The 14,289-nt window shown below is 45.5% G+C and carries 11 protein-coding genes; 5 read left to right on the forward strand and 6 right to left on the reverse strand.

Annotated features, from left to right (window positions below):
- Positions 1-56: 56 nt before the first annotated feature.
- The gene (locus FTU87_RS00535; protein WP_180096478.1) at positions 57-1,340 is read left to right on the forward strand and encodes a DUF945 family protein; all 1,284 of its coding nucleotides are present in this window, start codon (positions 57-59) and stop codon (positions 1,338-1,340) included.
- Positions 1,341-1,430: 90 nt separating this feature from the next.
- Here the strand turns inward: FTU87_RS00535 and rlmKL are convergent, their stop codons facing one another.
- On the reverse strand, positions 1,431-3,635 hold the full coding sequence (gene rlmKL, locus FTU87_RS00540; RefSeq protein ID WP_005096529.1) for a bifunctional 23S rRNA (guanine(2069)-N(7))-methyltransferase RlmK/23S rRNA (guanine(2445)-N(2))-methyltransferase RlmL: 2,205 nt from the start codon (positions 3,633-3,635) through the stop codon (positions 1,431-1,433).
- 232 nt (positions 3,636-3,867) lie between these two features.
- On the opposite strand from rlmKL, the gene FTU87_RS00545 reads away from it, so the two are divergent.
- The 4 genes from FTU87_RS00545 (at position 3,868) to FTU87_RS00560 (ending at position 8,371) form a co-directional block, all read left to right on the forward strand.
- Entirely contained in the window at positions 3,868-4,212 is a 345-nt protein-coding gene (locus tag FTU87_RS00545) for a hypothetical protein (protein ID WP_100535532.1), read from the forward strand.
- 219 nt (positions 4,213-4,431) lie between these two features.
- The gene (locus tag FTU87_RS00550) at positions 4,432-5,448 is read left to right on the forward strand and encodes an aspartate carbamoyltransferase catalytic subunit (protein ID WP_005171612.1); all 1,017 of its coding nucleotides are present in this window, start codon (positions 4,432-4,434) and stop codon (positions 5,446-5,448) included.
- Between the two features lie 10 nt (positions 5,449-5,458).
- Positions 5,459-6,694: a dihydroorotase gene (locus FTU87_RS00555; RefSeq protein ID WP_180096479.1), complete on the forward strand. Its 1,236-nt coding sequence runs from the start codon at positions 5,459-5,461 to the stop codon at positions 6,692-6,694.
- 192 nt (positions 6,695-6,886) lie between these two features.
- A complete protein-coding gene (locus FTU87_RS00560; protein WP_180083112.1) occupies positions 6,887-8,371 on the forward strand; it encodes an OmpA family protein in 1,485 nt (494 codons plus the stop codon).
- A 55-nt stretch (positions 8,372-8,426) separates the two neighbouring features.
- Here FTU87_RS00560 and FTU87_RS00565 read toward each other — a convergent pair whose 3' ends face one another.
- From FTU87_RS00565 to FTU87_RS00585, 5 genes are all read right to left on the reverse strand, one after another.
- Positions 8,427-9,839 (reverse strand): short-chain fatty acid transporter, encoded by a 1,413-nt coding sequence (locus FTU87_RS00565; protein ID WP_005096535.1) that lies wholly within the window; start codon positions 9,837-9,839, stop codon positions 8,427-8,429.
- A 97-nt stretch (positions 9,840-9,936) separates the two neighbouring features.
- Positions 9,937-10,575, reverse strand: a complete 639-nt coding sequence (locus FTU87_RS00570; RefSeq protein WP_100358076.1) for a CoA transferase subunit B — start codon at positions 10,573-10,575, stop codon at positions 9,937-9,939.
- Between the two features lie 2 nt (positions 10,576-10,577).
- Positions 10,578-11,282 (reverse strand): CoA transferase subunit A, encoded by a 705-nt coding sequence (locus FTU87_RS00575; protein ID WP_180096480.1) that lies wholly within the window; start codon positions 11,280-11,282, stop codon positions 10,578-10,580.
- A 101-nt stretch (positions 11,283-11,383) separates the two neighbouring features.
- Positions 11,384-12,286 (reverse strand): hydroxymethylglutaryl-CoA lyase, encoded by a 903-nt coding sequence (locus FTU87_RS00580; RefSeq protein WP_005171595.1) that lies wholly within the window; start codon positions 12,284-12,286, stop codon positions 11,384-11,386.
- Positions 12,283-14,277 carry an acetyl/propionyl/methylcrotonyl-CoA carboxylase subunit alpha gene (locus FTU87_RS00585; protein ID WP_005096540.1) on the reverse strand — a complete coding sequence of 665 codons (1,995 nt, stop codon included), beginning with the start codon at positions 14,275-14,277 and terminating at the stop codon, positions 12,283-12,285. Before FTU87_RS00585 ends, FTU87_RS00580 begins: the two co-directional genes overlap by 4 nt.
- Positions 14,278-14,289 lie beyond the last annotated feature (12 nt).

The following is a 14,289-nucleotide window of genomic DNA, read 5'->3' on the forward strand; positions in this document are numbered from 1 at the left end:
TTAAGATTAACTATAATTTATGTTCAATAAAAATAGATAAATTCTGAGCAAAAACTATGTCGAAAATAGTATGGGGTGGAATTGGTGTCGTGGTGTTGGCGGGGGCTGTGAGCACGGGTAATTTATATGCAGATAAGAGCTTGAAAGCGCATTATCAACAAAATTTAAAACCAGCGCCGAACATTAGTGTGCAATATACTGACTACGCTATGGGGGCTCTACAAGGCACGGCCAAGTGGAGCATGAGCATTGTGCCAGACGCGTGTAATGCCAAAGAAAAATTAGTATTTAATGGTCAAGACCAAATTCAGCGTACCTGGAAAGGCTATACCATTCATTCTCAACTCGATTTAGCACAAGGACAGGGCGAATATGCTGAATTTTTTCAGCAACCTTTAAAAGTGACGACGCAAGTCAACTGGTTGGGTGTATCGACCACACAATTACAAACCCCTGTCATCGAAAAAAAAGAAGCAGGTTTATATACCAGAATTGACCCTATACAGATCAAGTTTCAGGCAAAACAGAGTCAGGGACAACATAAAATTTTAAATATGAGTTTTGATGTGCCAGAATTGTCTATTCGTGATCAGTCTGGAAATACACAACTCAAGGGTGTGCATTTTAAAACCAATCAGGCTCTGAATGCGCAGTATTTAGAACCGGGTTATTTCGAGTTCAATATTGTCAAAATGCAGCGCCAGGATGCTAAGGCAGAAGGCTCAGGACAACTGAAAGACCTGAGCTGGCGTATGGATACCCAACTGCATGAGCGTACAGTAGATGTTCAATCAAAATTTAAAATTGCCGAAATGGGCTTAAATAATGTCCCTGCGATGCAAGACTTAGAACTCAATTGGGAGCTCAAAGACTTACAGCGTCAAAAAATGCAGATATTATTTGATATTCTGCAAAAGCAAAATAACTCTTGTCTGGAAGCAGGAAATTTTGAAAAAGATGCGATACAAGCCATGCTGGCGGTGATTAATGATGGCTTCAAGTTTGAATCGAAGCAGAATCAGTTAAAGTTAGGCACAGGCAGTATTCAGGCAGATTTAGTCGGAAAAGTAATGCCAGGCCATCAAACCACCTTGGAAAGCTTGGCAAAAATGTTCCCAAATCTGTTAGAAGTGCAAACCAATATCAGTTTCAATAAACAGGTAGTAAAAACCTTCACTCATCATTATATGCGTGCCGCAGGTAAAAATATGTCCGATCAAGAGCTGGAGCAAATGCTGAGTGCGATGCAAGCTAATCAGCAAATTCAGCGAGATGGTGATGTGTTTAAACTATCCATGCATTATCTGTATGGTGAAAAGAAGTTCTTAACTGCACAATAAGTTGTAAGTCGCTTTTTAACAGCGAATCTAAGAAGAAAAAGCCTGTTCAACTGAACAGGCTTTTGTTTTATCACAATCTAATACCAGTGATTACACTTTAGGATGGCCGATTTTCCAGGCACGGTGAATCTTCTGGTTACGCTTGAAATCAGGCCCAATGGTTTCTTGAGTAATTTCTTCGACATCATAGAACGCCAGAATTTCTTCATCCATCTCGAAACCACGATAGTTGTTCGAGAAGTACAGGGTACCATCGCTGGTTAAACGGTTCATGGCGCGTTTAAGCAAGGATAGATGGTCGCGCTGTACGTCAAACGTCCCGTAGAATTTTTTCGAGTTTGAGAAAGTGGGTGGATCAATAAAGATCAGCTCATATTGCTCATGACCTTCTTTGAGCCATTCAAAACAGTCAGATGCAAAGAACTGATGTTGTTCATCGGCGTGATCTACAGTCAGACCGTTTAGCACGAAGTTTTCCTTCGACCAGTTCAAATAGGTATTGGAAAGATCGACACTGGTGGTACTTGCAGCACCACCCAAGGCAGCATGTAGGCTCGCCGTAGAGGTATAGCTGTAGAGGTTCAGGAAGTGTTTGCCTTTGGCCTCACGGGCAATACGCAAACGCATTTGACGATGATCCAGGAACAGACCGGTATCCAGATAATCGGTCAGGTTAACCAGAATCTTGGCCTTACCTTCCTGTACGATAAAACGCTTCGATGCGGTACTTTGTTTGGTGTACTGGTTTTTACCTTCCTGACGTGCGCGGGTCTTGATAAAGATCGCATCACGGCCCAGACCGGTCACAGCGCGAATGGCTTGCAGTGCCAGGTTAAAGCGTTTCTTGGCTTTTTCAGGGTCAATCGTTTTAGGTGGAGCATATTCTTGCACATGCAGGCGCTCACCATACAGATCCACCGCGACATTAAAGTCTGGTAAATCGGCATCATACAGACGTAAACAGTGTACGCCTTCTTTGACTGCCCATTTTTTCAGGGCTTGCATATTTTTGGTCAGACGGTTGGCAAACTCCATCGCACCTTCGATTGGTTCGAATTGTTGCGGCTGCCAACCTTCCAGAAACGGACGCACCACAGCCGCAGGTTTAACCGTACCAAAGCGGATATAGATCGGCAATTTACCATTCATCAAACGCAGGATTTGCGGATCATTAAAGGCCAGCACGTCAGCCTGTTCGACTTGAGAGGCAATCACCGCCGCTTTTTGATTCGGAAAATTCTTTTGCAGTAAAGCCGATAAACCAAGATATAAAGAACGGTTCTGCGCTTTATCACCGAGACGCTCACCATAAGGCGGGTTGGTTACGAAGAAGACTTTCTTGCCTTCAGCCTGAAAATCCGGCCAGTCATTTAAAGTACGCTCTTCGATCATGATATTGTCGAGAGCAGCTTCAAAACCTGCCGCGATGATATTTTGACGTGTCGCTTTTACAGCTTCCCAGTCTGCATCGAAGGCATAGAATTGCGGTAATGGATTTTCCATTGCCGCTTGGTGGCGTTCAGCTGCTTCAGCTTTAATGCCCATCCAGAGTTCATGGTCATGGCCATTCCAGCCATTAAAACCGAAACGACGCACCAGACCCGGCGCACGGTCGGTCAGGATCATCAGTGATTCAATGATAAAGGTACCTGAACCACACATTGGATCGACAATGATGTCCGGATTAATCTGTTTAAGCTGACCTTTTTGCAAAATCGCAGCAGCCAGATTTTCCTTGATCGGTGCATCGGTCATAAAGTGGCGATAACCACGTTTATGTAATGAGTCGCCGGACAAGTCCAGACAATAGGTATGTTCTTTCTTCCCAGCCAGAATATACATGGTAATTTCTGGCTGTTTGGTATCGATACTTGGGCGTTTACCCACAGCTTCCATGAAGGAATCTACGACACCATCTTTGGCACGCAAAGTTGCGAACTGGGTATTGACCTTGATGTCACGCTCGACATGCAAGCGAATCGCAAAGGTACTTTGTGGTGCAAAAATGAGCGACCAGTCAAAGCTGATTGCACCTTCATATAGCTCTTCTGCCACATCACGGGCATCGTGAGAAAATTCAATTTCATGGGTATGGATCGGCATGAGCACACGTGAAGCCAGACGTGACCACATGCAAATCCGATAAGCATTTTCCAGACTGCCTTTAAAGATTAAACGACCGGGAAAACGCTCAATATTCTGAACACCTAAGCCTTGTAGTTCTTCTTCTAATAAGGTTTCCAGACCATCGGCACAGGTGACCCAATAATTGCTTAAACGTGGAGAGGTATTCATATAATAGAGAGACCAAAAAAGATAAATAAAAAACTGCGCCAAGTTTACCGTATTTTTATATTGAAAGCTTTTTAAATTCTCTGAAAGGCCTTGCCGTGTACGCGTGAAAAATAATATTCACATGATAAATTGATGAACTGGTACGCATTTTGCTCTATACACAGCAAATCAGGCAGTCAGTCGGAGGAGAGCGATGGCTGCCTGATTTTTCAATTTTATAATGGGGGTTAAAATGTTAGAGAATCAGTTACGCAACCATGACGTTTTTTCAGTGGCCACTTTAATTTATACACGTTTGAGACGCGTGTCAGGCCGGGTCGTGGATGCGCTTTATCTGGCAGAAAATCTGGACTATGCACGGCATGTGATTGAACTGGTAGAACAGACCCAAGATCCAGAGTTGCAGCGTTTAATCGAGCGTTTAAAACAGGTTTGGGATCTGCCTGTGGTTCGGCAGCAACAGTTTGAAAAATCTGCACATCTGCCACAGCAGGAGAAATTGGTCTCGGTTGAACCCGATCAGGACGATATCTACCGTGCACAGGTTGCACATCATTATATCGGTGCGCTGCGATAAAACGATGGGTGTGAATGTGCCAGACTGAAGCACCCATAATTTTGTACTGAAAGTCAGCAGGATGGAAAATGGTTAAATTATCTTATTGAAAAAATACATAGGAATTTCAATTTCTATTTTTATTATCGAGGTGGTTTTTGTACAAGTAGTCACATTGCCAACTACTCAGACTGGCCAATCTCTGTATAATATGTTGACTTAACGCATAAGGAATCTCTCATGCACTTGGCGGCATTGCATACACCGAGCCAGATTCAACTCAATAAAGAAGGTAATCTAAAACACTTCTTGACCATCGAAGGTCTTTCCAAAGAAACCCTGACAAAAATATTGGACACTGCGCAGTCCTTTTTTAATGACCAAAATCAGCTCATTACCAATAATTTGCTGGAAGGCAAAACGGTGATGAACCTGTTTTTCGAGAACTCTACCCGTACCCGCACTACTTTTGAAGCCGCTGCCAAGCGCCTTTCTGCCAACGTTCTGAATATCGATATTGCCCGTTCGAGTACCTCTAAAGGTGAAACCTTGCGTGACACCTTATGGAACCTTGAAGCGATGGCCGCCGATATTTTCGTGGTGCGTCATTCATCTTCAGGTGCGGCGCATTTTATTGCCAAAGATGTCTGCCCAACAGTGGCGATTATTAATGCCGGTGATGGCCGTCATGCGCATCCAACCCAGGCGATGCTGGACATGCTCACCATTCGCCGGGAAACCCATAAAAAATTTGAAGAGATGTCGATTGCCATTATTGGTGATATCAAACATTCACGTGTCGCGCGTTCAGATGTAGCTGCCTTGCAAACCTTAGGCTGCGAAGATATTCGGGTGATTGCACCAAATACCTTGCTGCCATACGGTTTTGAAGAATATGGTGATGGTATTCGTCTATTTAACAACATGGAAGATGGCATCAAAGATTGCGACGTGATCATTACCCTGCGTATTCAAAATGAGCGGATTGATTCTCCGGCACTGGCATCGCAAGCTGAATTCTACAAGATGTATGGCCTGAACAAAGAACGTTTAGCGATGGCAAAACCGGATTGTATCGTGATGCATCCGGGTCCAATGAACCGTGGGGTGGAGATTGACTCCAGTATTGCCGATGGACCGCAGTCGGTGATTCTGAATCAGGTGACCAATGGTATTGCGGTACGTATGGCGGTGTTGGCTTTGTCAATGCAAGGCCAGCTTCAGGAACAGGGTTTGATTGCAGCGATTGCGGGTTAAGGAATAAGTCATGACTATTGTAAAAATTGAAAATGTTCGTGTGCTCGATCCGATCCAAAACACTGATTCTGTTCAGACCGTGTATCTGGAAAATGGTAAGTTCGTTGCGGAAACGGCTGCTGTCTCTGAAACCATTGATGGTCAGGGCAAATGGTTGATGCCCACCATGGTCGATCTGTGTGCACGTTTACGTGAACCGGGTCAGCAGCAACATGGCACTTTAAAATCTGAAGGTAAAGCAGCACGTGAAAATGGGATTTTGCACGTGTTTACGCCACCAGATTCAAAGCCGATCGTGCAGGACAATGGCGCACTGATTCATGGTCTGGTTGAGAAAGCCATGCTGGACGGTGGTATCTATCTTGAAGTGATTGGTGCTCAAACCCAAGGCTTGCAAGGCCAGCAACCTGCCAATATGGCCGGCTTGAAAAAAGGCGGATGTACTGCGGTGTCCAATGCCAGTGCGCCTTTTGTCAATGATGACGTGGTACTACGTACCCTGGAATATGCTGCAGGTTTAGATCTGACTGTGGTGTTCTATGCAGAAGAGCCGCAAATTGCCAAAGATGGCTGTGTACATGAAGGCTTTATTGCCTCGCGTCAAGGCTTGCCGATGATTCCAGCACTTGCTGAAACCGTGGCAATTGCCAAATACCTGTTAATGATTGAAGTGACCAAAGTTCGTGCGCATTTCGGTTTATTATCTTGTGGTGCGTCAGTAGAGCTAATCCGGATTGCCAAAGAAAAAGGCTTGCCTGTCACCTGTGATGTGGCCATGCACCAATTACATCTGACCGATGCCTTAATTGACGGTTTTAATTCGCTGGCACATGTACGTCCGCCACTGCGTGCTGAACAAGACAAAGAATTGCTACGCCAAGGAGTAAAATCTGGGGTGATTGATGCGATTTGTACCCATCATGAACCGCTGAGCAGCTCTGCGAAAATGGCACCATTTGCTGAAACCCAGCCTGGCTTTAGCGCTTTTGATACTTATGTACCTTTTGGGATTCAACTGGTCAATGAAGGTTTGTTTACACCACTGGAATGGGTAGAAAAAGTGACTTTGGCTCCGGCACGTGTTGCACAAATGGCAGATCGCTGGGCAGACGAGGCGGGTTGGGTGCTGGTAGATCCAGAGCTAGAATGGACGCTGAACAAAGAAAGCATCGTGTCTCAAGGTAAAAATACCCCGCTGATCAATCAAAAAGTGCGAGCTAAAGTTTTAAAAACTTTCGTCGCTTAATAGATCCAGCTTTTATAAAAGTCAGCTTCGGCTGGCTTTTTTGTTTTTTGAATTCTGTGTCAGTAAAATGAGTACTCAACAAAAACAGTGAAACTTTATGATATTCATACAATTATTTACATTTTCAAAAAACTGGCATCGTTACACTGATTGAATATTAAACATTAGAAAAATCAAAAGAATGGTGACAATATGAATGTAGATCTGATGGAACGCTTAAAAAGCGATGTTACAGCGATTGTGCTACAAGGTGAAACCGAACATCTATTTGCCAAAGATCAGGCACTGAGTCAGTTCTATCCCATATTCTTAAGTATATTGCGTGCACGTCCTGCATGGATTGAAAGTTTAAGCCAGCAACTCAATCCAAAAATCCATGAACTGTTTAATGGAAATTCGGCACTCAAGCAGCAGTTTCTGGATCAACTTGATCAGAGCGCGCCACAAGATCAAATAGAGCAGACCCTGAATCGGGCCATTGTACCGACCCTCAATTTTTTACAGACCGAAGCCGGTGCTTCAAGTCCAGAAGCGATTAGTCATTTGCTGGAAACCCACGCCGACTCGATCCAGCGTGCATTACCTGTTTGGGCCGGATCGATTTTAGCGGCATTAGGTGTTTCTCCATTGGCGGGGCAGCATTTGAATCAGGCGCCTGAACTAGAACCAGAACATGCTGTTGTGGTACAGCAGCAGAAAAAAACCGGCTTTTTATGGCCGTTTATTATTTTTCTGATTCTGGCAGCTTTAATCCTGTTTTTTGTTCGTAGCTGTATGCAGGATGATGCTGAGGATTTGGCAAACCCCCAAACGACCCGTGCAGTTGCTGCAGCCCAACCCGCTTCTTTACAGTTGAGTACCGGCACTAATGGTGAAATTATCAGTTGTCAGTTACAGCTGAATAATCCCCAGTATATGCAAATTTTGCAAACCGAGATTAAACAGATCTTTAATTATAATATTGGTTGTGGCGCGCTCAGCAGTGAGGTTTATCATTCGGAATTTATTGATCAGGATAGCATTCCTTCCGTTTTGAAACTGATTCAAGGCATGCCAAATGTCTCACTGGACTGGATTGGTAATCAGGTTGCTATACGTGCAGCGAGTAATGCAGAAGCAGAACGTCTGGCAACACAAATTCGTAATCTGGCCAAAAATGTCACTGTTGTGACTCAACAGCCGGTCAATAGGAGTGAGGCGATTCAGGCTGCCAATAGCGATGCAGAACAAGCATTGGCGAGTATCAAAACTGATCATGTTCAGGCCTTAGATGTTGCGACTGCACTGAATTTGCAGATTATTAATTTTGATAGCGCATCGACTGCCGTACCGGAAGTGAATAAATCGGTACTGGATCAGGCTGCTGCATTATTGCAGCGTGCACCGCATGTCATTCTTAAAGTCAAAGGACATACCGATGCGCAAGGAAGTGAGGCCGAGAATAAAGTGCTGTCTGTGCAACGCGCGCAAGCAATTGTGGGTTATCTGATTGAAAAGGGTGTTGATCCTGCTCAGTTGCAAGCTGTAGGCGTGGGAGAAGACCAGCCTGTTGAACCAAATGCAACATCTGCGGGACAGTTTCAGAACCGCCGCGTAGCTTTTGAAGTGGTTAATACTGAAACAGGTATTGTGCGTGAAGTGGATAGCGAGGGTGTTGTAGAAAAGAAAGCCAGCTGAAATAATTTTCCAGATGAAAAAGGACGAATGATTCGTCCTTTTTATATGGCTTAAATTAAGAAAAGACCGGTGGACTATAGGTCAAAGTTCGGCCGAGGAACCAGAGTAAAAACAGCACCAGCGGGATATGAAAAACCAGTTGGGTCACGGTAAAACCGATCACATCTTTGGCCTTTAACTTCAGGATGCCCAGCATCGGCAACATAAAGAAAGGATTGATCAGATTAGGCAAGGCTTCGGCAGCATTATAAATCTGCACTGACCAGCCCAGATGAACTTTCAGATCATGCGCAGCCTGCATTACATAAGGGGCTTCAATAATCCATTTACCTCCACCGGAAGGAATGAAGAAACCCAGGATTGCCGAATAGAGACCCATCACGATAGCAAAGGTTTCCTGTGAAGCAATCGAAACGAAAAATTCGGCAATATAGTGTGATAGGGACAGATCGGCAGAATTCAGCGCATTGGTCATCATAAAGGCAATGCTGCCATATAAAGGAAACTGGATCAGCACACCCGAAATTGCTGGCACAGCCTTGGAAACGGCATTGAGAAAATTCCGTGGTGTGCCATGTAGTGCGACACCCAAAATCAGGAAGATAAAGTTATAGGTATTTAAACTGGAGATGGCCAGAATAGGATTGCTTTCGGAAAATTCGTTAAACATCCATACAGCACCTAGCACCACAATCAGAATACTTAAAATAGGTGAGTTTTCCAGCCAGTCGCCCGGACGTTTTGATGAAGATTCTTCCGGTTTTCCTTCTTCAATCTGAACCGGAAAATGTTCAATGGTTTTAATATGACTGCCTTTCGGCGCTGACCAGTAGGCAATGGCAATCGAGGCAATAATTAGAACCGCCGTCATGATCATGGATTGCGGCAGGAAAATCGTTTCGGTAAATGGAATGACACCGGTCAGATTGTAAATCGGTTCAGGCAGGCTGCTTTTATTGGCCTGTAATTGTGCAGCAGAGGAACTGATGCCGAGTGCCCAGGTGGCTCCCATCCCGATAATCGCTGCTGCGGCTGCAGCGCGGTAATCCATATTAAGTTCTTTACGTTGTGCCAGTGCAATCACGAGTAATGCAGTTAGAACTGTGCTCATGGCCCAGTTAATCAGGGAAATGAGCAGGCTGACTGTCGCGACCAATACAATCGCACCACGCCCTGAATGGGGCAGACATGCCATTTTTCGGATCAGAAGCTGCATTGGTTTTGAAACCGAAACCACATAACCGACCACGATCAGCATGCACATCTGCAAGGTAAAGGGAATCAGGCTCCAGAACCCGTCACCAAAGGAAATGGCAACGTCCTGTGCCGGCGCGCCAATTCCGATAGCGGCAATTGCGACAATGATGACACCGAGCAGGGCAAAAATATAAGAATCGGGAAACCATTTTTCTGACCAGTCACTGACGCGCAGGGCGAAGCGTTGTAAGATATTTTGTTCTGTTTGCATGATTAAAATTCATTTATTCTGCATTCATTTTTAAAATTAGAGTTTTCTTTGGTCGAAAAGAAACCCTTAAAATTTTTCATTTTAAGGGCCGGGAAAATCAAGCTGCTATTTTTTGTAAAGCCACACCCGTGACTTTCTGAATCTCCTCAAAACTGACCTCTGGTGCCAGCTCAACAAGTTGAATACCATCTGGAGTGACATCCAGCACACCTAAATCGGTAATGATCCGGTTGACCACAGCCTGTCCGGTAAGGGGCAGACTACATTGCGCAACAACTTTAGGCGTGCCATCTTTGGCGCAGTGTTCCATCAACACCACGACTTTTTGTACCCCTGCGACCAGATCCATGGCACCGCCCATACCTTTGACTTTTTTGCCCGGAATCATCCAGTTGGCCAGATCGCCAGTTTCGGACACTTCCATGGCACCTAAAATGGCGATATTGACATGACCGCCACGGATCATGGCAAAGGAATCGGCACTGGAAAAGAAAGAAGCGCCCTTACGGGCAGTCACGGTCTGTTTACCGGCATTGATCAGGTCGGCATCGACGGTTTCAGCCGTTGGAAATTCGCCAATACCGAGCAAGCCATTTTCCGATTGCAGCCAGACATTGATATTTTCCGGAATATAATTCGCGACTAGCGTAGGCAGGCCAATCCCTAAATTGACATAGAAACCATCTTCAAGCTCTTGTGCCGCGCGCTGCGCCATTTGATTACGTGTCCAAGCCATGATCAAGCCTCCGCCTTTAAGGTCATCTGTTCAATACGTTTTTCCGGTTGAGTATTTAGGACTATCCGGTTCACATAAATACCGGGCAGATGAATGTCATCGGGATCCAGCGCACCAATCTCGACAATTTCTTCTACTTCAGCCACGGTGACTTTGCCGGCCATGGCACAGACCGGATTAAAGTTTTGTGCAGTTTTACGGAAAATCAGATTACCTGCTTTATCGGCCTTATAGGCTTTGACCAAGGCGATATCGGCAGTCAAGGATTCTTCCAGAATATAAGACTTGCCATTAAACTCACGTACATCCTTGCCTTCAGCAATCACGGTTCCGACACCGGTGGCGGTATAAAAAGCCGGAATACCGGCACCGCCAGCACGTAATTTCTCCGCCAAGGTGCCTTGTGGGGTCAGTTCGACTTCCAGTTCGCCACTCAGGTATTGACGTTCGAATTCTTTATTTTCGCCGACATAAGATGAAATCATTTTTTGAATCTGTTTGGTTTCCAGTAAAACGCCCAAACCAAAACCATCGACTCCGGCATTGTTGGAAATACAGGTCAGATTTTTGGCACCAGTCTGTTTCAATGCGGCAATCAATGCTTCCGGAATACCGCATAAACCAAAACCTCCGACTGCCAGTGTATGTCCATTCTGAACCACGCCGTCTAAAGCGGCCTCTGCACTGTCATAAACTTTATTTGACATTTTTTACCTCGATTTATTCTTGTCTTGCAGATTCCTTTTTGGTCAGGAAACTACTGATGTATATCCTTGAGGACTTGTATCGTGTCCGGGTATTGCTATTGTTAGGCACAGGCTTTTTGCCAATAGGCATTGGCATAATTGGAGGGATTATTGCGCTGCAACACCTCACTGATATTACGGCTGGCCTGCATCAGGGCATCCAGTTGAATACCGGTTTCAAAGCCCATATTCGAGAGCAGGTAATACAGGTCTTCAGTTGAAACATTGCCTGAAGCACCCTTGGCATAAGGACAGCCACCCAGACCGGCAATGGATGAATCAAATACCCGGATGCCTTGTAACAGCGACTGGTAAATATTGGCGATGGCCATGCCATAGGTATTATGGAAATGACCTGCCAAAACCTTGGTATCGATCTGAGCCAGGCAAGCATCCCAGACTTTTTGCACCCGATCCGGTGTGGCTGTACCAATGGTTTCACCCAACGACACTTCATAGCAGCCCATATCCAGCAAACGTTGGGTGACTTTGACCACCTGTTTCGGATCAATCGCACCTTCATAAGGGCAGTCCACCATACAGGACACATAACCGCGTACCCGAATATCATTGGCTTTGGCGGCCGCCATCACATCGGCAAACTTCTCCAAGCTTTCATCAATCGAGCAGTTGATATTTTTGCGGGTAAAGCTTTCGGACGCTGCGGTAAAGACCGCAACTTCCTTGCAACCCACCGCCAGCGCTGCTTCAAAGCCCTTCAGGTTTGGGGTGAGTAAACTGAACTGAATATTTGGGTCTTTGGGCAAGCCGGCAAACAGCTGATCGCTGTCTGCCATTTGTGGCACCCATTTGGCTGAAACACAGGAACCGACTTCAATCGCCTGTAAACCGGTTTTCATCAGATCCAGAATCAGATTTTTCCGATCATCCAGCGTTAATGGCGTTTTTTCATTTTGCAGGCCATCGCGTGGCCCGACTTCTACAATTTTGACAAATTCGGTCATGCAACATCCTCCGTCAGTGGCTGGAACTCAAGCAGTTCATCACCGGCTTTGACCTGATCACCTTTCTGGAAATATGAACTGGCGATGATGCCGTCATGTGGTGCACGAATCGAGTATTCAATTTTCATCGCTTCCAGCGTCATCAAGACATCGTCTTTTTTGACCTTGTCATTGGCAGCGACCAGTACTTGCGTGATCACACCTGGCATTGGTGCAGTGAGGTTGTTTTCTGTCCCTTGATCATCATGCTGATCATAATCCGGCTGGATAGACTCGAATTTATGTGTCTGACCATTCTGAAACAGGGTAATGCCATGTTCAGTCTGGCTAAAGGCCAGTTTTTGCTGTTTGCCTGCCAGTTGCAAAGCTAAAGTATGTGCATCAATCAACTGACCTTGTAGCTGAATCTGCTGACCATTATAAGTGGCGATAAAACCTTGCTCTTGCGTACTGAACTGAACTTTAAGCATAATGCCATTGCGTTGTAATTGCACTGTATATGCATTTTGCTGATTCAGGCGCCAGAAAGCGTGTTGTTGCCAGACTGAGTTATTCGCAACCGGGTTTTGAGCTTGGCGTGATAATAATTCGATGAATGCAGCACTAACGATCAGTTCAGCATTGATCTCAGTCGAAGGTTTTAATAAGAACTCTTCTTCACGTTGAATCAGGCCGGTATCCAGATGGGCATTTTTAAACGAATCACATAGCACCAAACGGTCGAGGAATGCAATATTATTGCCCAAGCCATCCACATGGAAATGGCCCAGGGCATGATGCATTTGCGTTAAAGCAGCTTCGCGGTTTTTGCCCCAGACAATCAGTTTGGCAATCATTGGATCATAATAGGTGCTGATTTCATCACCTTCGACAATGCCACTATCCACACGTACACAGTCATTTTGCTCTGGATAGTGTAAATAGCTGATCTGGCCAATCGCAGGAATAAAGCCTTTCTCTGGTTCTTCGGCATAGACACGTGCTTCCAGTGCATGCCCGTGGATCTGTAATTCATGCTGCTGTTTGGGTAAAGGCTCACCAAAAGCTACGCGCAGTTGCCATTCCACCAGATCCTGACCTGTAATCATTTCAGTGACCGGGTGCTCAACCTGCAAACGGGTATTCATTTCCATGAAATAGGCAGTACCATCTTGCTCGACGATAAACTCTACCGTACCGGCACCGACATAATCGACCGCACGTGCGGCATCAATCGCGGCCTGGCGCATCGCTTCAAGTTTGTCTTCTGGCATTTTTGGTGCAGGCGCTTCTTCAAGGACTTTTTGATGACGACGTTGTACCGAGCAATCACGTTCAAATAAATGCACATAATTGCCGTGGGTATCGCCAAAAACCTGTACTTCAATATGACGTGGCTGAATCACATAGCGTTCAATTAGCACATCTTCATTGCCAAAACTGGAACGCGCTTCGCTTTTACATGAAGCCAGCGAACTCAGAAAATCTTCACTGCGCTCGACCAGACGCATGCCTTTACCGCCACCGCCAGCACTGGCTTTGATTAGCACCGGATAGCCGATGCTGTCAGCCTGCTGTTTCAGGAAGTCGGCATCCTGATTGCTACCGTGATAGCCCGGGGTTAAAGGCACACCAGCTTTTTCCATCAACGCTTTAGAGGTGGCTTTGAGACCCATCGCCAAAATGGCATCGACAGGCGGGCCAATAAAGACAATATTATTGTCCTGACAGGCCAGGGCAAACTGGTCATTTTCCGACAAAAAGCCATAACCTGGGTGAATTGCTTGCGCACCGGTGTTTTTGGCCGCCTGAATAATACGTTCGATCTGTAAATAGCTTTGTGCTGCTGGCGATTCACCAATATAGATCGCTTCATCCGCCAGTTTGACATGCTGTGCCTGTGCATCGGCATCGGAGTATACGGCAACGGTGGCAATACCGAGTTTTTTTGCTGTACGAATCACACGGCAGGCAATTTCACCACGGTTGGCAATTAAAATCTTTTCAAACATCGTAGCATCCTT

It is taken from the genome of Acinetobacter sp. YH12156 (assembly GCF_013418235.1).
GTDB classification, from domain to species: Bacteria; Pseudomonadota; Gammaproteobacteria; order Pseudomonadales; family Moraxellaceae; genus Acinetobacter; species Acinetobacter pseudolwoffii.

Excerpts from the sequence above, each read along its gene's own strand:
- FTU87_RS00550 (WP_005171612.1), top strand. The coding sequence starts at position 4,432 with ATGCACTTGGCGGCATTGCATACACCGAGCCAGATTCAACTCAATAAA.
- FTU87_RS00545 (WP_100535532.1), top strand. The coding sequence starts at position 3,868 with ATGTTAGAGAATCAGTTACGCAACCATGACGTTTTTTCAGTGGCCACT.
- FTU87_RS00585 (WP_005096540.1), bottom strand. The coding sequence starts at position 14,277 with ATGTTTGAAAAGATTTTAATTGCCAACCGTGGTGAAATTGCCTGCCGT.
- rlmKL (WP_005096529.1), bottom strand. The coding sequence starts at position 3,635 with ATGAATACCTCTCCACGTTTAAGCAATTATTGGGTCACCTGTGCCGAT.
- FTU87_RS00580 (WP_005171595.1), bottom strand. The coding sequence starts at position 12,286 with ATGACCGAATTTGTCAAAATTGTAGAAGTCGGGCCACGCGATGGCCTG.
- FTU87_RS00575 (WP_180096480.1), bottom strand. The coding sequence starts at position 11,282 with ATGTCAAATAAAGTTTATGACAGTGCAGAGGCCGCTTTAGACGGCGTG.
- FTU87_RS00535 (WP_180096478.1), top strand. The coding sequence starts at position 57 with ATGTCGAAAATAGTATGGGGTGGAATTGGTGTCGTGGTGTTGGCGGGG.
- FTU87_RS00555 (WP_180096479.1), top strand. The coding sequence starts at position 5,459 with ATGACTATTGTAAAAATTGAAAATGTTCGTGTGCTCGATCCGATCCAA.
- FTU87_RS00570 (WP_100358076.1), bottom strand. The coding sequence starts at position 10,575 with ATGGCTTGGACACGTAATCAAATGGCGCAGCGCGCGGCACAAGAGCTT.
- FTU87_RS00565 (WP_005096535.1), bottom strand. The coding sequence starts at position 9,839 with ATGCAAACAGAACAAAATATCTTACAACGCTTCGCCCTGCGCGTCAGT.
- FTU87_RS00560 (WP_180083112.1), top strand. The coding sequence starts at position 6,887 with ATGAATGTAGATCTGATGGAACGCTTAAAAAGCGATGTTACAGCGATT.